The organism is Pseudomonas sp. B21-047, assembly GCF_024748775.1.
Classification (GTDB): Bacteria; Pseudomonadota; Gammaproteobacteria; order Pseudomonadales; family Pseudomonadaceae; genus Aquipseudomonas; species Aquipseudomonas capeferrum.
In genome coordinates, this window is sequence record NZ_CP087169.1 from 1,763,286 (window position 1) to 1,785,141 (window position 21,856).

At 61.8% G+C, this 21,856-nt stretch carries 25 protein-coding genes and 1 pseudogene; 14 read left to right on the plus strand and 12 right to left on the minus strand.

Features of this window, described 5'->3' with window-relative positions:
• The first annotated feature begins 5 nt into the window (after positions 1 to 5).
• Together lolD and LOY26_RS08075 are read left to right on the plus strand one after the other, a co-directional pair.
• A complete protein-coding gene (gene lolD, locus LOY26_RS08070) occupies positions 6 to 689 on the plus strand; it encodes a lipoprotein-releasing ABC transporter ATP-binding protein LolD (RefSeq protein WP_177326495.1) in 684 nt (227 codons plus the stop codon).
• A gap of 56 nt (positions 690 to 745) precedes the next feature.
• Complete coding sequence (locus tag LOY26_RS08075) at positions 746 to 1,987, plus strand: lipoprotein-releasing ABC transporter permease subunit (RefSeq protein ID WP_033700388.1); 1,242 nt, start codon at positions 746 to 748, stop codon at positions 1,985 to 1,987.
• A 38-nt stretch (positions 1,988 to 2,025) separates the two neighbouring features.
• On the opposite strand, the gene LOY26_RS08080 is transcribed toward LOY26_RS08075, so the two are convergent.
• Positions 2,026 to 3,378, minus strand: coding sequence for a heavy metal sensor histidine kinase (locus LOY26_RS08080; RefSeq protein WP_202883655.1), 1,353 nt, complete (start codon positions 3,376 to 3,378; stop codon positions 2,026 to 2,028).
• Positions 3,375 to 4,055, minus strand: a complete 681-nt coding sequence (gene cinR, locus LOY26_RS08085) for a two-component system response regulator CinR (protein WP_033700385.1) — start codon at positions 4,053 to 4,055, stop codon at positions 3,375 to 3,377. Before cinR ends, LOY26_RS08080 begins: the two co-directional genes overlap by 4 nt.
• A gap of 183 nt (positions 4,056 to 4,238) precedes the next feature.
• On the opposite strand from cinR, the gene LOY26_RS08090 reads away from it, so the two are divergent.
• Together LOY26_RS08090 and queF are read left to right on the plus strand one after the other, a co-directional pair.
• A complete protein-coding gene (locus LOY26_RS08090; RefSeq protein WP_258714566.1) occupies positions 4,239 to 4,757 on the plus strand; it encodes a cupredoxin family protein in 519 nt (172 codons plus the stop codon).
• Positions 4,758 to 4,824: 67 nt separating this feature from the next.
• Positions 4,825 to 5,655: an NADPH-dependent 7-cyano-7-deazaguanine reductase QueF gene (gene queF / locus LOY26_RS08095; RefSeq protein WP_033700383.1), complete on the plus strand. Its 831-nt coding sequence runs from the start codon at positions 4,825 to 4,827 to the stop codon at positions 5,653 to 5,655.
• A gap of 38 nt (positions 5,656 to 5,693) precedes the next feature.
• Here the strand turns inward: queF and LOY26_RS08100 are convergent, their stop codons facing one another.
• Entirely contained in the window at positions 5,694 to 5,957 is a 264-nt protein-coding gene (locus LOY26_RS08100) for a DUF4404 family protein (RefSeq protein WP_003248815.1), read from the minus strand.
• Between the two features lie 122 nt (positions 5,958 to 6,079).
• Positions 6,080 to 6,643 carry a hypothetical protein gene (locus tag LOY26_RS08105; RefSeq protein ID WP_033700381.1) on the minus strand — a complete coding sequence of 188 codons (564 nt, stop codon included), beginning with the start codon at positions 6,641 to 6,643 and terminating at the stop codon, positions 6,080 to 6,082.
• Between the two features lie 191 nt (positions 6,644 to 6,834).
• Between LOY26_RS08105 and LOY26_RS08110 the strand changes: the two genes are divergently transcribed.
• Positions 6,835 to 7,542, plus strand: a complete 708-nt coding sequence (locus LOY26_RS08110) for a VacJ family lipoprotein (protein WP_033700380.1) — start codon at positions 6,835 to 6,837, stop codon at positions 7,540 to 7,542.
• A 34-nt stretch (positions 7,543 to 7,576) separates the two neighbouring features.
• Here LOY26_RS08110 and LOY26_RS08115 read toward each other — a convergent pair whose 3' ends face one another.
• The gene (locus tag LOY26_RS08115) at positions 7,577 to 7,876 is read right to left on the minus strand and encodes a PilZ domain-containing protein (protein WP_033700379.1); all 300 of its coding nucleotides are present in this window, start codon (positions 7,874 to 7,876) and stop codon (positions 7,577 to 7,579) included.
• Between the two features lie 270 nt (positions 7,877 to 8,146).
• Between LOY26_RS08115 and rssB the strand changes: the two genes are divergently transcribed.
• On the plus strand, positions 8,147 to 9,331 hold the full coding sequence (gene rssB / locus LOY26_RS08120) for a two-component system response regulator RssB (protein ID WP_258714567.1): 1,185 nt from the start codon (positions 8,147 to 8,149) through the stop codon (positions 9,329 to 9,331).
• Positions 9,328 to 9,810, plus strand: coding sequence for an anti-sigma factor antagonist RssC (gene rssC, locus LOY26_RS08125; protein WP_016500715.1), 483 nt, complete (start codon positions 9,328 to 9,330; stop codon positions 9,808 to 9,810). The genes rssB and rssC overlap by 4 nt, the downstream gene beginning before the upstream one ends.
• Positions 9,811 to 9,881: 71 nt before the next feature.
• Here the strand turns inward: rssC and LOY26_RS08130 are convergent, their stop codons facing one another.
• The 4 genes from LOY26_RS08130 to dusA form a co-directional block, all read right to left on the minus strand.
• Positions 9,882 to 11,747 (minus strand): alkaline phosphatase D family protein, encoded by a 1,866-nt coding sequence (locus LOY26_RS08130; RefSeq protein ID WP_258714568.1) that lies wholly within the window; start codon positions 11,745 to 11,747, stop codon positions 9,882 to 9,884.
• Between the two features lie 189 nt (positions 11,748 to 11,936).
• Positions 11,937 to 12,863: a transaldolase gene (gene tal, locus LOY26_RS08135; RefSeq protein WP_033700376.1), complete on the minus strand. Its 927-nt coding sequence runs from the start codon at positions 12,861 to 12,863 to the stop codon at positions 11,937 to 11,939.
• A gap of 176 nt (positions 12,864 to 13,039) precedes the next feature.
• Positions 13,040 to 13,261 carry a hypothetical protein gene (locus tag LOY26_RS08140; RefSeq protein WP_227696913.1) on the minus strand — a complete coding sequence of 74 codons (222 nt, stop codon included), beginning with the start codon at positions 13,259 to 13,261 and terminating at the stop codon, positions 13,040 to 13,042.
• A gap of 32 nt (positions 13,262 to 13,293) precedes the next feature.
• A complete protein-coding gene (gene dusA / locus LOY26_RS08145; RefSeq protein ID WP_258714569.1) occupies positions 13,294 to 14,304 on the minus strand; it encodes a tRNA dihydrouridine(20/20a) synthase DusA in 1,011 nt (336 codons plus the stop codon).
• 95 nt (positions 14,305 to 14,399) lie between these two features.
• Here dusA and LOY26_RS08150 point away from each other — a divergent pair, with 95 nt between their 5' ends.
• Positions 14,400 to 14,633 carry a hypothetical protein gene (locus LOY26_RS08150; RefSeq protein WP_258714570.1) on the plus strand — a complete coding sequence of 78 codons (234 nt, stop codon included), beginning with the start codon at positions 14,400 to 14,402 and terminating at the stop codon, positions 14,631 to 14,633.
• Between the two features lie 62 nt (positions 14,634 to 14,695).
• Here the strand turns inward: LOY26_RS08150 and LOY26_RS08155 are convergent, their stop codons facing one another.
• The 3 genes and pseudogenes from LOY26_RS08155 to LOY26_RS27000 all read right to left on the minus strand — a co-directional run.
• The gene (locus tag LOY26_RS08155) at positions 14,696 to 16,603 is read right to left on the minus strand and encodes an acyltransferase family protein (RefSeq protein ID WP_258714571.1); all 1,908 of its coding nucleotides are present in this window, start codon (positions 16,601 to 16,603) and stop codon (positions 14,696 to 14,698) included.
• Between the two features lie 173 nt (positions 16,604 to 16,776).
• Entirely contained in the window at positions 16,777 to 17,214 is a 438-nt protein-coding gene (locus LOY26_RS08160; protein WP_033700370.1) for an acetyltransferase, read from the minus strand.
• Positions 17,215 to 17,493: 279 nt separating this feature from the next.
• Positions 17,494 to 17,619 (minus strand): annotated as a pseudogene (locus LOY26_RS27000) (arsenical resistance protein ArsH); the annotation flags it as partial.
• Positions 17,620 to 17,964: 345 nt separating this feature from the next.
• On the opposite strand from LOY26_RS27000, the gene LOY26_RS08170 reads away from it, so the two are divergent.
• From LOY26_RS08170 to LOY26_RS08195, 6 genes are all read left to right on the plus strand, one after another.
• The gene (locus LOY26_RS08170; RefSeq protein ID WP_033700369.1) at positions 17,965 to 18,222 is read left to right on the plus strand and encodes a hypothetical protein; all 258 of its coding nucleotides are present in this window, start codon (positions 17,965 to 17,967) and stop codon (positions 18,220 to 18,222) included.
• 113 nt (positions 18,223 to 18,335) lie between these two features.
• Entirely contained in the window at positions 18,336 to 18,623 is a 288-nt protein-coding gene (locus tag LOY26_RS08175) for a DUF3077 domain-containing protein (RefSeq protein ID WP_033700367.1), read from the plus strand.
• Between the two features lie 54 nt (positions 18,624 to 18,677).
• Positions 18,678 to 19,352, plus strand: coding sequence for a DUF2491 family protein (locus LOY26_RS08180; protein WP_371856445.1), 675 nt, complete (start codon positions 18,678 to 18,680; stop codon positions 19,350 to 19,352).
• A gap of 12 nt (positions 19,353 to 19,364) precedes the next feature.
• Positions 19,365 to 19,790 carry a DUF350 domain-containing protein gene (locus LOY26_RS08185; RefSeq protein ID WP_033700365.1) on the plus strand — a complete coding sequence of 142 codons (426 nt, stop codon included), beginning with the start codon at positions 19,365 to 19,367 and terminating at the stop codon, positions 19,788 to 19,790.
• 28 nt (positions 19,791 to 19,818) lie between these two features.
• On the plus strand, positions 19,819 to 20,538 hold the full coding sequence (locus LOY26_RS08190; protein ID WP_186665731.1) for a DUF1190 domain-containing protein: 720 nt from the start codon (positions 19,819 to 19,821) through the stop codon (positions 20,536 to 20,538).
• 2 nt (positions 20,539 to 20,540) lie between these two features.
• The gene (locus LOY26_RS08195) at positions 20,541 to 21,698 is read left to right on the plus strand and encodes a glutathionylspermidine synthase family protein (protein WP_186665734.1); all 1,158 of its coding nucleotides are present in this window, start codon (positions 20,541 to 20,543) and stop codon (positions 21,696 to 21,698) included.
• Positions 21,699 to 21,856: the final 158 nt, after the last annotated feature.

Here is a 21,856-nt window from a genome sequence, read left to right on the forward strand (position 1 = left end):
CGCGCATGAGTGATAAAGCCGTTCTGAGTTGCCGCAACCTGGGCAAGTCCTACGACGAAGGCCCGGAGTCGGTACAGGTGCTGTCGGGCCTGCAGTTGGAGCTGCACCCGGGTGAGCGCGTGGCCATCGTCGGCAGCTCGGGCTCTGGCAAGAGCACCTTGCTCAACCTGCTTGGCGGCCTCGACACGCCCACCCAGGGCAGCGTCTGGCTGGCGGGTGAGGAACTGTCGGCCCTGGGTGAGCGTGCGCGTGGCCTGTTGCGCAACCGGGCACTGGGTTTCGTTTATCAATTCCACCACCTGCTGCCGGAATTCACCGCGCTGGAAAACGTCTGCATGCCGCTGCTGATCGGCCGCACGCCAATCCCGGAAGCCCGTGAGCGCGCTGAGGCGCTGCTCAAGCGGGTCGGCCTGAGCCACCGGCTCACGCACAAGCCGGCCGAGCTGTCCGGCGGCGAGCGCCAGCGTGTGGCGATCGCCCGTGCACTGGTCAACCGCCCGGGCCTGGTGATGCTCGACGAGCCTACCGGCAACCTCGACCACCACACCGCCCAGGGTATTCAGGAATTGATGCAAGAGCTGTCCAGCGCCTCGCGCACGGCGTTCCTGGTGGTAACCCACGACCTCAACCTGGCGCGCCAGATGGACCGCGTGCTTAAACTCGACGACGGTCACCTGGTGGCGATCTGAGCCGCCTGCACGGGGTGGCCTGAGCCGCCCCGCAACTCTTTCATTGGGTGTTTTACATGTTCAGACCCTTGCCCTTGTTCATCGGTGCTCGCTACACCCGTGCCAAGCGCCGCAACCATTTCATCTCGTTCATCTCGATGACTTCGATGATCGGCCTGTCCCTGGGCGTGCTGGCGATGATCGTGGTGCTGTCGGTAATGAACGGCTTCCAGCGTGAAATGAGCTCGCGCATCCTTGGCCTGGTGCCGCATGCCAGCATCCTGGGCGTGCAGCCGCTGGACGACTGGCGCACGGTCGCCGATGCCGCGCTGAAAGACCCGGCAGTGATGGCCGCCGCGCCGATCACCGAGATGGAAGGCATGCTCTCGTACAAGGGCGCGATGCAGCCGATCCAGGTCAGCGGCATCGACCCGGCAGAGGAAGGCAAGGTCTCCATTGTCGGCCAGCATATTGTCCAGGGCCGTTTGCAAGACCTGCAGCCGGGTGAGTTCGGCGTGGTGATCGGTGAGCTGAGTGCGCGCCGTTTCCGCCTGAACACCGGCGACAAGCTGACCCTGATCGTGCCGGAAATCAGCAAGGCACCGGGTGGCATCACCCCGCGCATGCAGCGCCTGACGGTGGTCGGCATCTTCAAGGTTGGCGCCGAGTTGGATGGTTCGCAAGCCTACATTCACGTCGCCGATGCGGGCGAAATGCAGCGCTGGGCACCGGGCCAGGTGCAGGGCGTGCGGCTGAAGCTGCATGACCTGTATGCGGCGCCGCAGGTGTCCAAGGCCATCGTCGCGGGCCTGGGCGATGCCTACCGCGCCGATGACTGGTCGCATACCCAGGGCAGCCTGTTCAGCGCCATGAAGATGGAAAAAACCATGATCGGCCTGTTGCTGATGATGATCATCGCGGTCGCGGCGTTCAACATCATTGCCACGCTGGTGATGGTGGTGAACGACAAGGGGCCGGATATCGCCATCCTGCGTACCTTGGGCGCCACGCCTGCGCAGATCATGGGCACGTTCATGGTCCAGGGTAGCTTGATCGGTGTGGTGGGGACGTTGATCGGGGGTGTGCTGGGGGTGATTGCCGCGTTCAATGTCAGCCAGATCGTGGGCTGGCTGGAGCGGGTCAGCGGCCAGCACATCTTCACTTCGGATGTGTACTTCATCAGCAGCCTGCCTTCGCAGTTGCAGTGGGGGGATGTGGCGATGATCTGTGCGGCGGGGTTGGTGATGAGCTTTTTGGCGACTATTTACCCGGCTTATCGGGCATCGCAGGTGCAGCCGGCGATTGGCTTGGCGGTTTGAGGGCTGTTTGAGCGTTTGGGGGCGCATTGCGCCCTCGGTCACCGACCTTCAGGCAGCTCAATCACAAAGCGCGTCCAGCCGTTTTCACTCGTCGCAGAAATGCTGCCGCCATGGGCTTGCACGATCGAGCGGGTAATCGCCAAGCCTAAACCTGCATGCTCGCTACTGCCTTCCCGTCGCGCCGGGTCCACCCGGTAGAACCGATCGAACAAGCGTGGCAATGCACCCGGTTCGATCGCAGCCCCGGTATTGGCGACGCATATCCGTGAACCAGGCCCCAACGTCACCTGTACCTGCCCACCCGGCGGGGTAAAGCGCAAGGCGTTGTCGAGCAGGTTGGACAGTGCCCGGCGCAGCATATGGCGGTCCCCCTGCAGCAGCAATTGGCCTTCGCGCAACAGCCTTACATCAGAGTCTTCGGCCAGCGGGGCATAGAACTCCAGCAACGCATCCACATCCTCGTGCAAGGCCAGCGCAGCCTGACCGGGCACCAGCAAGCCGTGGTCGGCTTTGGCCAGGTACAGCATGTCGTTGATCATCTGTGCCATCCATTGCAGCTCCTCCAGGTTGCCATGCAGCGCCTCGCGGTACTCTTCGAGGCTGCGCGGGCGGGTGAGGGTGACCTGGGTGTGGGTCAGCAGGTTGGACAGCGGCGTGCGCAGTTCGTGGGCGATATCGGCCGAGAACGCCGACAGGCGCTGGAAGGCATCGTCCAGGCGTTGCAGCATGGCATTCACGGTGGTGGCCAGTTCGGCCAGTTCTTCCGGCATCTGCGCCACTGGCAAACGGGTGGTCAGCGAGCGTGCCGACACACTGGCGGCGACCTGGCCCATCTGCCGCAGGGGCCGTAGCCCGCGGCGTACGGCCCAGGCACCGAGCAGCGCCGTAGCCAGGGCCGAGAGGCCGACGGTAAGCCAGATCAAGCGCTGCATACCCTGCAGAAAATGTTGATGGTGGGTGATGTCGAGGTACAGCGTCAGCTGCGCGGATTGCGGGTCGGCCGGCTTCAGGGGCATGGCCAGGCTGCGGTAGTCGGTGCCGTCCGTGTGCAAGGTCGCAAGCCCGGAGGGCGGCGTGGTGTTGGGCAACTGCGTGCGGCTGTCGAACCACGGTGTGCCGTCTTTACCGCTGATGCGCAGGGCCAGGTCAGCCTGGTGGCTGAGCTCATCGCGCAGGGCCGGGAGCCGGGCCGCAAGCTCGGCGGGTGTGGCGACACCGGCGAGTTGCGTGCGAAACAGCGACAAGCGTGATTCGAGCAGTTGTTGGTCCAGCTCGATGAAGTGCTGTTCGCTGGCACGGTTGAACAGGATGCCGGCACCCAGCGAAACAGCAGCCGTGCAGGCCGCGAACAACAGCGCCAGGCGGCTGCCGAGGGAAAGCCTGCGCATCAATCTTGACGTTCCTCCAGTACATAACCCATGCCGCGCACCGTGTGGATCAGCTTGTTGGCGTGCGGGTCGTCGATCTTCAGGCGCAGGCGGCGAATCGCCACTTCGATGACATTGGTGTCGCTGTCGAAATTCATGTCCCAGACTTGCGAGGCAATCAGTGACTTGGGCAACACCTCACCCTGGCGCCGCAGCAGCAGTTCGAGCAGGGCGAACTCTTTGGCGGTGAGGTCGATGCGCTGGCCGGCACGCTCGGCACGGCGGCGGATCAGGTCCAGGCGCAGGTCGGCCAGGCTCAAGGTGGTGTCCAGGCTGGGGCTGGCGCCGCGGCGCAGCAGGCTGCGTACCCGTGCCAGCAGTTCGGAGAAGGCGAACGGCTTGACCAGGTAATCATCCGCGCCCAGCTCCAGGCCGTGCACGCGGTCCTCGACGGCATCGCGGGCGGTGAGGAACAGCACAGGTGTGTCCAGGCCGGCCTGGCGCACGGCTTGCAGAATCTGCCAGCCGTTGCGGCCAGGCAGCATGACATCGAGGATCAACAAGTCGTGATCGCCGCTTAGCGCCAGGTGCTGGCCGGTTTCGCCATCGGCCGCCAGTTCGGTGGCAAAGCCTGCTTCGCTCAGGCCTTGGCTGAGGTACTGGCCGGTGCGGGCCTGGTCTTCGACGATCAACAGTTTCATGCGGTGTCCACACTATCGGAGGCAGCCCTGTGCGGGCGGTGTGATGACTGAAATGATACGTGACTATATCAAGGGCCGCCCACGCGCCGCCCAAGCTGACAAAGTTGTAATCTTCCTGTCAGGTAGTTGCCAGCCGGCCTTTTCTAAAGTGGCCTTATCCCCGCTGTAAACTTTGGAGTCATCATGAAACACCTGTTCATCGCCGCCGCCCTTGCTCTGGTGAGCCTGCCCGCCCTGGCTGACGGTGGCAAAAGCTTCGCCTTCGGCGAGCCGGCCCCGGCGGCCAAGGCTACCCGCACGGTCGAGGTCGTGCTCAAGGACATCGCGTTCGAGCCCAAGCGCCTGCACGCCAAAGCTGGCGAAACCGTGCGTTTTGTCTTGATCAACGAAGGCAAGTTGCCCCACGAGTTCAACCTGGGCGACAAGGCCATGCACGCGGAGCACCAGAAGCAGATGGTCGCCATGCAGGGCAAGCTGTTTACCGCAGGCATGCACCACGAGGGCATGGACCACGGCCAGATGGACCACGGCCAGATGGGCCACGCAGACCATGGCCATGACGCGGGCAACACCGTGCTGGTACAACCGGGCCAGCGTGCCGAGCTTACCTGGACCTTCCGCCAGTCGGCGCCCATCGAGTTCGCCTGCAACGTGCCGGGGCACTACCAGGCCGGCATGGTCGGGCCGCTGACCATCGAGTGACTTGCCCTGCAAGGCGGGCGGTAAAAACGGTAGACTAGGGGTATTTCGAACCTTCAGGTCAGTTTCCATGCATCCCGCCGCCGAACACTCCCCGCTGGGCAAGTCCAGCGAATACATCGCTACCTACTCCCCTGAGCTGCTGTTCCCGATCCCGCGTACTGCCAAGTGGGCCGAGCTGGGCGTCACTGCCCAGACCCTGCCATGGCAGGGCGTGGACTACTGGAACTGCTTCGAGTTGTCGTGGCTGTTGCCCTCGGGCAAGCCGGTGGTAGCGATCGGTGAGTTCGCCATCCCTGCCGATTCGCCGAATATCATCGAGTCCAAGTCGTTCAAGTTGTACCTGAACTCGCTGAACCAGACGGTGTTCGCCGCGATTGGCGAGCTGCAGGCTTGCCTGGAGAAGGACTTGTCGGCAGCCGCTGGCAAGCCGGTCAGCGTCAAGGTTCGCACCTTGGCTGAAGTCGAGGCCCAGGGGGTGGTGGCGTTGCCGGGGCAGTGCATCGATGCACTGGATGTGGCCATCAGCAACTATGAACAGCCGCAACCGGAGCTGCTGCGCTGCAACCCGGAGCGTGTGGTGGAAGAGACCGTACACAGCCATTTGCTCAAATCCAACTGCCCGGTCACCGGTCAACCGGACTGGGGGAGCGTCGTGGTCGAGTACAAGGGCAGGGCGCTGGACCATGCCAGCCTGCTGACTTACCTGATCAGCTTCCGTCAGCATGCCGACTTCCATGAGCAGTGCGTGGAGCGGATCTACCTGGACTTGAAGAACCTGCTGCAGCCTGAGCATTTGACGGTGTATGCGCGGTATGTGCGACGAGGGGGGCTGGATATCAACCCGTATCGTAGCACCGGGGCGATCAGCCCGAATAACGTGCGCCTGGTGCGTCAGTAATTCTGACATGACGGGGCCGAGAAACGGCCCTTGCTATTTCAGATCCCCATGCTGTGCAGCGAATTGGCAATGCTGCGCAGGGTAGCGGTCAAGTCGGGGTGATCAGCCTCGAAGCGTTCAATCGCCAGGTTCACGCCATCCACCAGGTTGTTGTCCGGCGTGGCTTCTTCAAGCTTCAGTTGCGCTTCTATCTGTCTGGCTTCCTCATGCAGGGCGGCCAGCTCTTCTTCCGAAAGCGGTACGTTCCGGTCCAGTTGCTCGCGCAAGCTGTTCAGACGCTCTTGCAATTCGCGGGCAGGCATTGGCTTTTCTCCATCAATGGCTTGGCAAGGCATGGACCTCAGCGAAGCGGCAAAGGTTCTGGCCTGCTTTCAATGTAATCCACTTGCAGCCGCTTTGCATGATCCGCATCAAAGGTGCTGTATCAGGGTTTTTCACCCTTGCGGCGCCGTTGGGCAATGTCCTGCAGGCAGGTGTCCAGCGCTTCGAGGTGATCGATCACCGAGTGCACGCCCAGGCTGAACAGTTCGAGGGTGGCCTTGCCGCGGGCCAGGTCCCGCTCCTGTTGGCTCATGGCTTGCCAATGGCGGGAACTGAGGTCGCAATAAGGGCTGCAGGCGGCCAGGCCCACGGTCCACAAGCCGGCGTTCAGGCCCGATTGCAATAGCGCCGGTTCGCCACTGACCAGTACGCAGCCATCCAGGCGCGCGCTGTCCAGCGCCATCAGTGCCTGCCAGCAGGCGTTCGGTGCCGGCCAGCGCACACCATTAACCGAATGCCCCGGCAACCAGTCGGGCAGCACGTTGGCCAGGCGTTTGCCTTGCGTGGCACTCAGGTCGTCCAGCCAGATGCAGGGCACCTGGCGCTGGCGCAGGCTGGCGAGTGTTGCCAGGGCGCCGGGCGCGGGCAGCGGGTTGCCGTTCGCCCCCTGGACCAGGCAGCCACGCAGGCCGAACAGCACAGCAGTGAAGGCGGATGCATCGTGCATGGCAACTTCCCTGAAATAGTCCGCAGGCTATGCCGCCATTGTTACTGGGCGATGACGGTGCAACATGCGCTCACAAAATCTTGAGCAAAAATGTGTAATGCTGGTGATCAGCCCGTAAGCCCTTATACTTGCGCCTTACCAGCAGCGCGCCCGGTGCGGCTGCGGCCAAGAAATTCGATGGAGAGACATCTATGCGTAGGATCGGTGCCGGTGTGATCGAGCGAGTCACCCAGGCCTGTGTCTGCGCCAGCTTGCTGCTGGCGCCCGTGGCGGCTACCCAGGCGGCCACCGAGGACGACCCGTGGGAGGCGGTCAACCGACCGATCTTCAGGTTCAACGATACCGTCGACACCTATGCCCTCAAGCCATTGGCCAAGGGCTACGAGGCGGTGACGCCGCAATTCCTCGAAGACGGCATCCACAATGTCTTCCGCAACCTGGGCGACGTGACCAACCTGGTCAACAACGTGCTGCAGCTCAAGCCGCATGCGGCAGGGGTGGACACCGCACGCTTGATCGTCAACACCACGTTCGGCATCGGTGGCTTCTTCGACGTCGGCACCAAGATGGGCCTGCAGCGCAGCGACGAGGACTTTGGCCAGACCCTGGGCTACTGGGGTGTGGGCAGCGGCCCTTACGTAGTCATCCCGTTGCTGGGCCCAAGCACCGTGCGTGATGGCCTGGCCAAGTACCCTGACAGCTACACCAAGCCCTACCGCTATATCGACCATGTGCCGACGCGCAACTCGATCTTTGCACTGGACGTGATCGATACCCGCGCCAGCCTGCTGCCGGCGGAAAAACTGATTCAGGGCGACAAGTACATCTTCATTCGCAACGCCTACCTGCAGAACCGCGAGTTCAAGGTCAAGGACGGCGAAGTCGAAGACGACTTCTGATTCTTGAACAAGGGGCTGCCCTGCAGCCCCCGCGTCAATGCATGGCCAGGATGCGCAGGCCGAACTTCTGCTGCCCATCGGGCTGATCGGCGATCCACACCACCTCGGTGCTGGCGTGCAAGCCCTTGAGCGCCGGGTGATCGGAATCGATCCGCACCTCAAGCGTATCCCCCACCTGAAAGCGCTGCGGCGCCTGCACCTGCATGCCCCCGCTGGACAGGTCCAGGCACACCGCCGCAATCACCTGGCCTTCGTGCAGCAGGCTCACCTCGGTATCGATGCGCATGCGGATGAAATCGCGTTTTTCGCTGTGGTTGGAGGGCGTCTGAGGCATGCTGCATCCTTCCCTTTGGGTTGCACGGGTCGGCTTTCTTATAACTCCCGGTGATTTGGCCTGTAAAGAGCAGCGAGGTCGACCCTCGTACGCTTGAAACGCCTGGCGGATGGGAGTACCGTCTGCGCCTTACAGGGTAGCGCTGATAGTTGCCGGGCGGGTCTTCTTGTCCTACAACTCAAGTAGAGTGTTACCACAGAGTATTCCCGTAGCTGGCCGTCAGCTTTGCCGACACCGCTGCACCAACCCAAATCGGCGCCGTTCGCCCACATGCAGAAAACCAGTGCAACGCTGTTGATCATCGATGACGACGACGTGGTCCGTGCGAGCCTCGCCGCCTATCTTGAAGACAGTGGTTTCAGCGTCCTCCAGGCCGGTAATGGCCAGCAGGGGCTTCAGGTCTTCGAAGAACACCAGCCCGACCTCGTGATCTGCGATCTGCGCATGCCGCAGATGGGCGGGCTCGAACTGATCCGCCAGATCAGCGAGCGCGCGCCGCAATTGCCGGTGATCGTGGTGTCCGGTGCCGGCGTCATGAGCGATGCGGTCGAGGCCTTGCGCCTGGGCGCTGCCGACTACCTGATCAAGCCGCTGGAAGACCTTGCCGTGCTCGAGCATTCGGTGCGCCGGGCGCTCGACCGTTCGCGCCTGGTGCTGGAAAACCAGCGCTACCGCGACAAGCTCGAAGCGGCCAACCGTGAGCTTGAAGCCAGCCTGCACCTGCTGCAGGAGGACCAGACCGCCGGTCGGCAGGTGCAGATGAACATGCTGCCGGAAAGCCCCTGGGTAGCCGGCGAGTTCGCGTTCGAGCACCAGATCATCCCGTCGCTGTACCTGTCGGGTGACTTCGCCGACTACTTCCGTGTGGATGACCGCCGCATCGCCTTCTACCTCGCCGATGTCTCCGGGCATGGCGCGTCGTCGGCCTTCGTCACGGTGCTGCTCAAGTTCATGACCACGCGCCTGTTGTTCGAATTCAAGCGCGGCAGCAAGATGCGCGAGTTCAAGCCTTCGCAAGTGCTCAGCCACATCAACCGCGGGCTGATCAACTGCAAGCTGGGCAAGCATGTGACCATGGTCGGCGGTGTGATCGACGAAGACACCGGCCTGTTGACCTATGCCGTGGGCGGCCACTTGCCGCTGCCGGTGCTGTACACCCCGGGCAGTACCCGCTACCTGGAAGGCCGCGGCCTGCCGGTGGGGTTGTTCGACGAGGCCAGTTACCAGGACCTGGTGGTGGAGCTGCCGCCTGTGTTCAGCCTCACCTTGATGTCCGATGGCATTCTGGACCTTTTGCCGGGTGACACGCTCAAAGATAAAGAAGCCGCCTTGCCAGAAATCGTCAAGGCAGCGGGTGGCAGCCTGGATGGGCTGCGCCAACGATTTGGATTGGCTACGCTTGGGGAGATGCCGGATGATATCGCCCTATTGGTGTTGAGCAGGAACCTTCAATGAGTACCGGTAGAATTCAGTTCGCCGAGCAAAGCGGTACCTTTGTACTGAAATTCGTCGGTGAAGTGCGCCTGACCTTGTGTTCGGCGCTGGATGCGACGATCGAGAAAATCTTCACTGCGCTGAATTTCTCGGCCATCGTCATCGACTTGACTGAAACCGAGAGCATCGACAGCACCACCTTGGGCTTGCTGGCCAAGTTGTCGATCCTGTCGCGCCAGAAGGTTGGGCTGCTGCCGACCGTGGTCACCACCAACCCGGATATTTCCCGGTTGCTGCAGTCGATGGGCTTCGATCAGGTGTTCAACATCGTCGATCGTCCGATACCGTGCCCGGAGTGCCTGACCGACCTGCCGTCGCAGGACCAGAACGAAGAGGTGGTGCGGTCAAAGGTGCTGGAGGCGCACAAGATCCTGATGGGCTTGAATGACTCCAACCGTGAAGCCTTCCATGACCTGGTGAATGCGCTAGAGCGCACCTGATTCATTGCCTTTACCGGCCCATGGCAGCGGGCTTACCCCGCCAAGAGGTCGGTAAAGGTTAAAACCATCGCTTATTCCGGCGCAACGAACTCTGTCACTTCCCGCCCACCGGCATCCAGCTGAAACACCCGCGCCGGCCGCCCTTGCTCATCAAAGAACACCTGCCCCAACCCCGCACCATTCCACAGCCGTTCCCCCGCCTTGCTATGGCTGGGCGTACGCGGCACCACCTCCATCTCCCGCCGCTTGGTAAACCAGTTGAGCGGCGAGCGTGGTGAATACAGCCAACGGTTCAGCCGGTCGAGCACATCGAGCAGGCGCCTGGGGAACTCGTTCTTGATGCCGCTGCTGGTGATCTGCCACAAGTGCGGGCTGCGCTGGCGATGGCGAATCAGTACTTCATACACGAATGAATAATGCACGTCGCCGGAGAGCACCACGTAATGCCCCGGCGTGCGCGAGTGGCGGAAGATATTCAAAATTACCTGCGCCGCGCCGCGGTGTGCCATCCAGTTCTCGGCATCCACCAGCAACGGGTAGCCCAGCCAGCTGAACGCTTTCTGCACGGTTTCGATCAGTTTTACCCCGAAGATCGGCGCGGGTGACACGATAATCGCCGAGGGATGATCGAGCAGCGCCTGCTGCAGCTCGCTCAACGCTTCCCAGTCGAGCAGGCCGGATGGCTTGGCCAGGCTGCTTTCGCTGCGCCAGCGGCGGGTGCGGGTGTCGAGCACCAGCAACGGCGGGTTGCTGGGCAAGCTGTACTGCCAGCCCTGGAACTGCAACGCTTCGCCGATCAGTTCGTCCTGTGCCGGGCTGTCTAGCGTTGTACCTGTCAGCACCTGGCAGCGCTCGACCAGCCCCGCGCAGCCATCCGGGTCGTTGCCCCAGCCCTGGCACAGCAAGTAGCCAAGCAACGCGTTGCCGATGATGCGCCGTGAGAAGGGGTGGCCATAGGCGGTTTCTTCCCACTGTGCCGAGAGGTTCCAGTCGTCGGTGATGTCGTGGTCATCGAAGATCATCAGGCACGGCAGGTGGGCCATTACCCGTGCCACCTGGCCCAGGTTGCTGGCGAAGGCCTCGATCAGTGGCAGCTCTTGCCGATACCGCGCCTGGCGCTCATCAGTGAGCCCGGCGGGCATGTCCAGGTTCACCAGGCGCCAAGGCTCGGGTGACCATACCAGCAGGTACATGGCCATGACTTCAGCGAAGGTGACCAGGTGGTTGTCGGCATTGCTTGACGAGAAGATCGGCTTGCGTTTGCCGCCGAAAAAGCGCTCGCGCAGGCTTTCGTTCTGTTCTTGGGCCGGCAGCAGGTCTGCACGGTGGTAATAGCTGGCTGGGTGCTGGTACAGCGCTGTGCTGTCGGCCACCACCGCACCATCGAGCTGTTCGTCGAACAGCCCCAGGCGCTCGATCAGACTATGGATGGCCCGCAGCATGGGGCCGGCAACATCGTCGGCATACACCTGGTCACCGCTCATCAGCAGCACGGCAGGGCGCTGTTCGGGCTGTTCGCACTGTGCCAGCAAACGGTCGGCGCAGAGCAGGCCATCCGCGGCAGGGTGGTGCGGCTTGCGACAAGAACCATGCAATAAATGGTCGAGGCGGTCCCGCAGCACAAAGCTTGGGCGCTGGCAGCCTGGGTAGAGCAGGTGGGGTGCCCACTCGGCGATGCCCTGGCCATCGATGCGCAAGTCATAGCCCAGCGCCTGGTTGCAAGGGAGGGGCTGGTCGAAGTGGATATCCAGCAAGTGGATAAACGCGTGCTGGCCTATCGGGATAACCTGGCAAGTGGCGTTGGCTGTACGCGCTGCGCCGTCCAGGGTGAATTCGGGTTGCAAGGGTTGCGTGGCGACCAGCCAGATGGCCAGGCGCTGGGGCTCTAGCCGGCGCAGTACCGGGCCGGCAAGAACGAGGGGTAGGGATGAGGTCATCAACAGCTCTGTTGGCTAGACAGCCCATCCACCCGTGCAGCGACAGCACTGCACCAGTGGCAGCGGGCTTGCCCGCGAATAGGCCATCGAATTCAAAATACCTCTGAAGCCTGGCGCTATTCAGCGCCAAACCAAAAACGGGCGGAAAATGCTGAGCATTTCCCGCCCGTCAGGCAAACCTAATATGTATCAGGCTTTTTCAGCCATCAGTTTCTCCAGCTTCTCCTGATCGCGGGCAAACTGACGAATACCCTCGGCCAGCTTCTCGGTGCCCATGGCATCTTCGTTCATCGCCCAGCGGAACTGGCTCTCGCTCAACACCTGCTTGGCCTCGCCAGCGTTGCCCGGTTTGAGCACGCGCGGCAGCTCGCCCTGATCATCGCTCAGTTGCTGCAGCAGCTCGGGGCTGATGGTCAGGCGATCGCAGCCTGCCAACTGCTCGATCTGGCTGATGTTGCGGAAGCTGGCGCCCATGACCACGGTGTCGTAGCCATTGGTCTTGTAGTAGTCGTAGATGCGCGTTACCGATTGCACGCCCGGGTCCTCGGCGCCCACGTACTCCTTGCCAGTGTTTTTCTTGTACCAGTCGTAGATACGGCCCACGAACGGCGAAATCAGGAACACCCCGGCATCGGCGCAGGCCTGAGCCTGGGCGAAGGAGAACAGCAGGGTGAGGTTGGTCTGGATGCCTTCCTTCTCCAGCTTCTCGGCGGCGCGGATGCCTTCCCAGGTGGAGGCCAGCTTGATCAGCACGCGGTCTTTGCCGACCCCGGCTTTGTCGTACAGCGCGATCAACTGACGGGCCTTGGCCAGCAGGGCCGGTTCATCGAACGACAGGCGGGCATCCACTTCGGTGGAGATTCGCCCAGGGATGGCCTTCAGAATGCCCGAACCCACCGCCACCGCGAACTTGTCGCAGGCCAGGTCCACATCGCCGTTGGCATCGCCCTTCACCTGCTTGAGCAGTTCCGCATAGCCGGGCATGGCAGCCGCCTTGAGCAGCAGCGACGGGTTGGTGGTGGCATCGACCGGTTTCAGGCGGGTGATGGCGTCCAGGTCCCCGGTGTCGGCGACCACGGTGGTGAACTGTTTGAGTTGTTCCAGCTTGGAGGTCATGGGCGTGCTCTGTCCTGTGCAATGACTCGACATTACCCGAGCCCCGGCGGCCGCTCAAGGCCCGTCGAAGCCGGGCGTGCAAAGCGGCCTTGCCGGGGCATCGGGCCGGTCGGAAAGGGCTGCGAAAGGTGATGATTCGAGTCCCCTCCCGCCGCGAGGTTCCCAAGTCTGCTGGACTATCTGCTTTTCAGCGCCTCGCCCAAGGTGCCGGATTCCCCTTCCTGGAGCCGTTTGCCGTCGGGCATGATGATTTCCAGCGTGGTCCCCGCAGGCCGAGGTGCTGGTTGTGCCGCCCGCGCCTGCGCCTTCCTCGCTTCAACCCTGCGCTCGATCATGGTTGGGTACTGCGAGGCCACCAACAGGATGATGGCGACCGGAGCAAAAATCGCCAGTGCCACACCCCAAGTGCCCTGGGAGCGCGTGCGCCTTTTCAACGCCCCTCCATCAGTTCCGCCGCTTGATCAAACACCGCCAACGGCTCGGCCGCCTTGTGAATATCCGCCGACAGCAACTGCCGGAACCGCCGCGCGCCCTTGAACCCCTGGGCCAGCCCCAGAATATGCCGGGTGATGTGGTGCATTGCCCCGCCACTTTCCATATGCGCCACGATATAAGGCCGCAGCAGCGCCAACGCCTCGCTGCGGCTGACCATCGGCGCCTCGCTGCCAAACAGTTGCTGGTCGACATCGGCCAGCAGGTAAGGGTTGTGGTACGCCTCACGCCCCAGCATCACCCCGTCGAACGTTTCAAGGTGCGCCTGGCATTGCGCCAAGGTCTTGATCCCCCCGTTGAGCACAAACTCCAGGTCCGGGAAGTCCGCCTTCAACTGTGCCGCCACGTCATAGCGCAATGGCGGCACCTCACGGTTCTCCTTGGGCGACAGCCCCTCAAGAATCGCGATCCGCGCATGCACGGTAAAACTCCGGCACCCGGCCTCACGCACCTGGCCGACGAAGTCGCACAGCTCGGCATAGCTGTCACGGCCATTGATGCCGATGCGGTGCTTCACCGTCACCGGCGTCGAAACCGCATCCCGCATGGCCTTCACGCAATCGGCCACCAGCGCCGGGTGGGCCATCAGGCAGGCGCCGATCATGTTGTTCTGCACCCGGTCGCTCGGGCAGCCGACGTTGAGGTTGACCTCGTCGTAACCGGCCTCTTCGGCCAAGCGCGCGCAGGCCGCCAGGTCAGCCGGCACGCTACCACCCAGTTGCAGGGCCAACGGGTGCTCGGACACGTCGTGACGCAGGAAACGGTGGGCGTCGTTGTGCAGCAGGGCGCCGGTGGTGACCATTTCGGTGTAGAGCAGGGTGTGCTTGGAGAGCAGGCGCAGGAAGAAGCGGCAGTGGCGGTCTGTCCAGTCCATCATCGGCGCGACAGAAAACCTCCTAACTACCAAATCGCCTGAGGTTGCTGGAGTTTCTGCTTGTTTCAGTAGCATTTTGGGGTCTCTGTTTGTCGTCGCTTTTTCCGGTTCTTGCTGGTTTTGCTACAGACGTTGCTTCTGTTTAGCAAATCAGCCATGGAGCAAATCCAATGGGAACCATCACGCAGCGCAAGCGCAAGGACGGGTCATCTGGCTTCACAGTCCAGATCCAAATCATGAAGGAAGTGGCGGCAGTTTATCAGGAAACCCAGACCTTCGATCGCAGGCGCAGAGCCCATTTCTGGATCCGGAATCGAGAGGCCAAGCTCTACGAGCCGGGCGCGATAGCGGAGGCGAAACGCCAAGGCATCACTGTCAAGCCGATGATCGAGCGGGCAAGCTGAAATGACTGCGGCGCCGGTCGATCAGACCAGGCGCCGCATGCAATCCAGCCGACCTGCCGCCGTTAGCTATTGCTGTTGATGCCGGCCAGGATGTTAGGCATTTTCTGGTACAACTTCACAGAGCCGGTGTTGCTCAGGTGGCCTGGATCTCGGTAGATCGGCACGCCATCGATGATGGTTTTGCACGACTTGGCATCACAGAGTGCGTCGGACAGGTAGATCACCTTGGCACCGAGGCTAGTCTCGGCGTACTTCATCAGGTTGAGCACATTCTTGTGGGAGCGCTCGAACAGCTTCCTGTCGAGCAGGCATTTGCTGGATTGATTGGTGAGCGATGGACTGGCCATTTCGGCCTGAATGCAGCTCACGATGGTGGTGTTGATGGGGGGCGGCGGAGAAATGATGACCACCTGCTTACCCAGTGCCTTCAGCTTCTCGACGACCACCTGCATATCCTTCATGGCGCGCTCTGGGGTGGACTTTTCAATCTGCATTACCCCGCTGGTGTCGAAGGAAATCGACTCGAAGGTGTCTTGCATGTACTGGCCGTAGGAGCCGGCCAGGATAACGGTCTTGATCGACGGGGTGTCGCTGATGAACTTGAAGGTGCTGTCGTTGAAGCCAACGCACTGACGCGCTTGCTCTTCGAAGTCGCTGCGCTTGGTATTCGGCGCTGTGTTCAGGAAGGGCGCGCAGGCACTGCGGGTGGCTTGGCGGATATCGATCTTCTGCGCTTGCGACAGTCCAGGGATGTTGTGCATTGCATAGGAGTCGCCCCACACGATGATCTTCGGATCTTGCGAGGTCCGGCACTTCTCGGTGTCTTTATAGATGTTGGTGCCGCAGGACCGGTCAAGGCCGTAGTTTGGTGCGAACAGCTTCTCGATCTTCTCCGCCGACTGGACCTTCAGGAACGAATGCGAAAGGCCGAACAGTGCCAGGGTAAGGGCAGGGAAGACGACCAGCGATGGCTTGAAGCCGTACTGCATAACCCGGAAAGGCTTTTCCACCAGGTTGTACAGTGCGATGGCCGTGACCAACGAAGCGGCTAGCAGGGTCGCTTTCACCGTCATGCTCTCGGTGCCGATTGAGGCGTTCGCGATCGCGATGATTGGCCAGTGGACCAGGTACAGGGAGTAGGAGATGTCGCCCGCTTTCTCGATGGGTGTCCAAACCTTGCTGTTGATCAGTCGGTGATTCGCCAGAAGTACGATGGCAGTAGCGAAGCAAACCACCACTGCGTCAAGGCCAGGGTGCGACAGGCCAGAGTTGACGAAGGGCGATGCCAGCAGCACGGCGAATGCCGGGATAGCCAGCTTCGACGTGACGTTCTTGACGGCGGCACTGTGCACGAGCATGGACGCAATGCTGCCGATCAGCAGTTCCCACGCCCGGGTCGGGAGCAGATAGAACGCTGCCGACTGGTTACTCAAGGACAGGTACAGGCAGCCAACGAAGCTGGCGATGGCCAGCACCACCAGGATCTTCCGCCAGTGCTTGGCCGGGGTGAAGGCCAGCAGCGCTGGGACAAAGAAGTAGAACTGTTCTTCAACCGCGAGCGACCACATGTGCAGTAAAGGCTTGGTCGCAGACTCAAGGTCGAAGTAACCCGCCTGGCTCAACAATACAAAGTTTGTGGAGAAGGTCAGCGCACCGATGATCTGTTGCTTCAGCGATTCAATCTGCATGGGTGGCAGGAAGAGTTTCGCCGCAATGATAGTTGCAAGGATCGTTACGAACGAAGCAGGCAGCAGGCGTTTGGCGCGGCGAAGATAGAATTCTTTGAAGGAGAACTTATCGCGCGCTAGTCCTCTTGAAACAATTGATGTAATCAAGAAGCCAGAGATGACAAAGAATATGTCTACGCCCAGATATCCATAGTGGAATCCCGGGATAGCCAAGTGTTCTAGAACGACGAATAAGACAGCAAGCCCGCGTAAGACTTGTATATCAACCCTGATAGTAGACATCGAGATCCCGGTTTGTTTTTCTGCGACAGCCGGAAATTGTATCCACAAATCCACCCGGAACCAATGACTATCGGAGTTGTCAGCGCACCCTTTCGGTGGCTCGGACCGCGATGCTGTCGCGCTGCATGGAAATCGTCCCTGCGCCCTGGCGCAGGAACGATTTTGCCAGGTGCCTAGCCAGGCAAGCTCATATGCAACAACGGAAATGGCCGCCCCTCGCCATCCAGCGCAGAGCGCCCCGTTTGCACAAACCCGTAATGCAGATAAAACCCCACGGCCTCGGGGTTCTGCTCGTTCACATCAACGCTCAATGCGCTGCGCGAACTGCGGGCGTAATCCAGGAGCGCGCGGCCAATGCCTTGCCCACGCAAATCGGGATCGATAAAGAGCATTTCCACATGGTGCTGATTCAGCCCGATAAAGCCCTGCGGGCAGTCGTCAGCATCGACTGCAACCCACAGCTCGACCGCGGGTAGGTAAACGTCGCGCAGCTGCGGTAGCAGCGCGTCTATGTCGGATGCCTGCAAAAAATGGTGAGTGGCGCGAACGGCGCGCAGCCAGATGTCGAGCAGCAGCGAGTGGTCGGCGGCGTTGGCCTGACGAATGATCATGGAAGCAACCTTTTGCACTTGATGACGGATAGCGGCACGCCATTGAGTGGCGACCGTATAAGTGTCGGCATCATGAATGCCCGCTTCGCGATTTAACGCCTGGGCGGTGCACAGCAGAGGTAGCCGAAAAGGAAGGGGCTGAAAAAATACTGGGCGCCGCAGGGGGCGTCAAGGCCAGAGCCCCTGCAAACACCAGGTGCTCAGATCGAACGCTGGTTCACCCGCGCGGTAAGCTGTTCGGCGCTATACGGCGATGGCTTCATGCGGCCGCTGTCGTTTGAACGACTGCGAGCCGCCGCATACCTGCATCACGGCCAGGGTTTTGCCTTGGGTGGGGCGCACGGCGCCAAGGGCCAGGGGTATCCAATCGATCGGTGCCTTGAACACGGCCGATAGGGAACCATGTGCGCATGAACAGGACTTGCACATATGAATAATCAGATTTTGGCTCTTCCTTGTAGGACGCTTCTGAATAACCCTTTGCAGGCCATTGCGTCATTGCGATGGAAAGCTGAGCCCCCTAGTCTCGCTGGGTCGTTGCATATTCAACGACCGGGTCTGCAAGCCCGTAGCTTGGATTGGTCTCAGTGGCTGTTGGCTTTGCTCAATGGTGGCTGCGTGTGGGTGGCCCTCGGGCCAGCCGGGCAATTGACCTCCAAGTCCGGTCTTGCAGGCCCGCACGTAGCCGCCACCCATTCATCTGCAAGTAATTTGGCGACGGTCCGACTTTAATGTTGTCTGGAGGTTGTCATGCTCAAGATCGTCCCTGACCCACCTTGCTCCCCCGATGCCACTCATTACCTCGAAGACACCCTGATCCAGGCCACGGAGTACGTACTCTGCGCCTTGGCAGTCGCCCATCACGCCGTCTCCACGCTGCCCAAGTCGCCCGCCTCGATCATGACCCTGGCAGTCATGCACGAGATGGAGGCCGTGCGCTCATTGCTGGAATCGGCGGTTGCGCAGGTGCAACTGACGCAACGGCCGCAGATGCATACGTTGCATTGACGTTCACCCGTGCCGGGGCTGCCTTGCAGCCCTTCGCGGGTAACCCGCGCCCACTGGGTCGTCAACTCGAATGCAAAGGTTGTTTTCTGCGCGACAGCGCAAGGGGATTTGAAATGGACAAGACAATACCAGAAGGCACCGGCACGCTCGTTTTGACCGTAGGTTCAGCGTCGTGCATGGACGGCGTGATAAAGGGCAAGCGCCTGTTTCGCGTTGAAGCCGGCAACTGCTGCAACCATGCCATCGAGCAGGCCTCGCTGCTGCTGGATTGCTCACGACGGGCATCGTTCATCGGTGTGATGGACGACGAACCTGTGCTGGTCTGGGCTTCGCACTTTCTTTGCGAAATGGCCAAGGCGCTGATGGATGATGCGCACATGGGTATGCGTAAACAACGCTGATGCGTCTCGGGGCTGTTGGCTGTTGCCCCCGCAACAGTGTTTCGCAAACAGTGCTTGAATTGGCTCGGGCGGCCAAACCCGTTAAGGTGTCGCCCCTCGCAAGGACTGCCCCGCTTCAGGACGTTTACGATGCCACTTTCGCCTAGTGCCACGCCGCCATTTGGCTTGCTCAGCGGTCGCCGGTTCACACCCGCTGCGTCACTCAAACCATTGCTTGAGGGGCATTCGCAACTGCTGGTTCCCGGCCCGGAAACGGTCTGGGCCATCGGCGAGGTCGACCTCGGTGCTTCGATGCACCTGCTGCGTTTCTATCTGGACGACGAAGACTATTGGCTGCAAGTGCTGATGAACGGTAGCGAAGTGGGTGATACCGTATTGTTCGGTTATCACAGCGCTGTACCGATCCGCGACGCGTCGCACCTTCAGCGCCTTGTCGGCAGCCAGTCCAAGGTCGGCCTGCCGATCTACGAACACGACGGCTACCTGTATTCCCGCCAGTGGGGCCAGGAGGCAGGCCAGGCCAAACTGGTTCCGTTGCACGAGCGCGTGACCAGCCCTGATGCGCGCTATGGCATCCAGCACCTGTCGATGCTCTACGCCCGCGATACCGGCCTGCCAGAGCGTCGCGAATTCCTGCTGCTGTCAGCGGAGGAGGACGAGCAGGGCAACGCCACTTTCACCACTTCGTTGGGCGTCACCCTACACCCCACGGACTTTCACGTAACCTGACAAGGACTCACCATGCTCGACGCTCTGCGCCTGTCGCTCAATGCCACTGCAGTGACTGGCTTCATCCTTTATATCAGCGTGGCACTGTTGCTGTTCTGGCTGTTCCAGTTCATCTATACCCGCCTTACTCCGCACCGCGAGTTCGCGCTCATTCGTGAGAACAACCCGGCCGCGGCCATTGCCCTGGGCGGCTCGCTGATCGGCTTTTCGCTGCCGGCCAGCAATATCATTGCCTACAGCGTCGGCATCCTGGACGTCGTGGCTTGGGTAGTGATTGCGGCAGTGGTGCAGTTGCTTGCCTTCGGCCTTACCAGCCTGGTGCTGCGCGGCCTGTCCAGGCGTATCGCCGCAGGCGAACTGGCCGCTGCCATCTACGCTGCCAGCGTGGCGATCAGCGTCGGCTTACTCAATTCGGCTTGCATGACCCCGTCGGCCTGACGCACTAGGAGCCCCCATGAAACCCCCAATGAGACGAAGCTCCGTCAAGCTGGTGCTGGCCAGCTCGCTGCCCTTGGCGTTGACCGCGTGCAGCCCGCAAGAGGAAACCTACACCGTCAGCCAGCAGGTGAACTACGGCAGTGTCGAAGCCTGCGTCAACGACAAGGTGCCGGAGAAGGCGTGCAACGATGCCTACAAGCAGGCGCTGGCCGAGTACCGGCGCACCGCCCCGACCTATGTATCGAAGCCCGACTGCGAAGCCGAATTCGCCCCTGACGGTTGCCAGATAGGCGCCGGTGGCCGTTTCATGCCCCGCATGAGCGGGTTCGAGCTGGACACCGCAGGCGAAGTCACCCAGTCCCAGGTCGATGCGGCCCACGCTCAGGGCGGCGGCTATGGCCACGTCGCCACCGCCGTGGTCGCTGGCATGCTGCTGGGGCAGATGACCAACAGCGCCGACCGCCGTTATCGCGCGCAGCCGCTGTATACCTATCGCGACGGCGCCGGGCAGCGCAGTGGCCTGCTTGGGCAGCGTTATGGTGTGGCCGGGGGCATTCAGCGCACCAACAAGGACGAGCAGAGCAGCAGTGGCGGTTCGTCCGGCGGGGGCGGTGCTGGCTATGGCGCGTCAGGCCGCACGGCGTCGCGCTCGGCCGTCTCTGCGTCCATCTCGCGGGGTGGCTTTGGCAGCCAGGCCACGGCCCGCAGTGGCTGGGGCGGCAAGTCCGGCAGCTTCTTCGGGGGGTAGGCATGCGCAAGGTCGAGCTCGCAGAGCGCCCAGGTTGGCGCGCCACTGCCCAACAAGAGGGCTTTGCCTTCCACACCCTCGATGGCGAGCGCTACTGGGACGAGCGGGGCTACTACCAATTCAGCCAGGCCCAGGTCGAGCGCGACTTGCAGGCCCCGACCGAAGCACTGCACGCGATGTGCCTGGACGCCGTTGATCGTATCGTCGACAGCGAGGCGCTGATGACGCGCCTGGCCATTCCTGCGGCATTCTTCGACCTGGTGCGGCACTCGTGGCTAGCGCGGCAGCCGCATCTGTATGGGCGCTTTGACTTCAGCTATGACGGCCATGGCCCGGTGAAACTGATCGAGGCCAACTACGACACGCCTACCTCGCTGTACGAGGCGGCGGCGTTCCAGTTGATCTGGCTTGAAGAGCAGATCCAGCGGGGCGTTCTGCCCGCGCATGCCAGCCAGTTCAATACCCTGGCCGCAGACCTCATTCAGGCGTTTGCCGCGCAGCAGGGGCAGGGCACGTTCTACTTCTCGACCATCTCGGGCTCGGTAGAGGACCGTGGCACAACGGACTTTTTGCGCAAGATGGCCGCGCACGCCGGTATTCCCACCCGGCATATCGACCTGGAGGACATCGGCCTGAATGGCGAGGGGCGTTTCGTTGACCTGGAGGGGCAGCCGATTCAGCGCTTGTTCAAGCTGCACGCCTGGGAGCACATTTTCCACGAAGCCTTCGGCAAGGCCATCCCAGGTTGTGACACGCAGTTCATCGAGCCGCCGTGGAAGGCGCTGATCTCCAACAAGGGCATCTTGCCGTTGCTGTGGGAATGGCACCCAGGCCACCCCAACCTGTTGCCGGCCTTCATCGACGATAACCCTTCGCGGCCTGTGCCCAAGGGCTGGGTACGCAAGCCGTATTTCTCGCGGGAAGGGGCCAATGTGGACATCCGCACCGGCGAGGGGCAGCGGGTGTTCGAAGACGGGCCCTACAACGATGCGCCGTACATCCTGCAAGGGTTTGCGCCGTTGCCCAGGTTTGCTGACAGCTACACGCTGATCGGTTCGTGGGTAGTCGGTGACACAGCGGCGGGTATCGGCATCCGTGAGGATGACTCACTGATTACCAAGGACAGCTCGCGGTTTTTGCCGCATGTCGTGCTGGACTGACGGGCCGCGAAGCGGGGCAGCTGAAACCCCCTGAACCTCACGTCGGTTTCAGGATGCGCCTGGTCGTTCGCATGCAACCCTGCGCCGCCACAAGTGCCATGCTTGCAGGATGCCCTCGGGCCAGTGCGCGCAGACGCACGGCCATGGGCAAGGAGGCT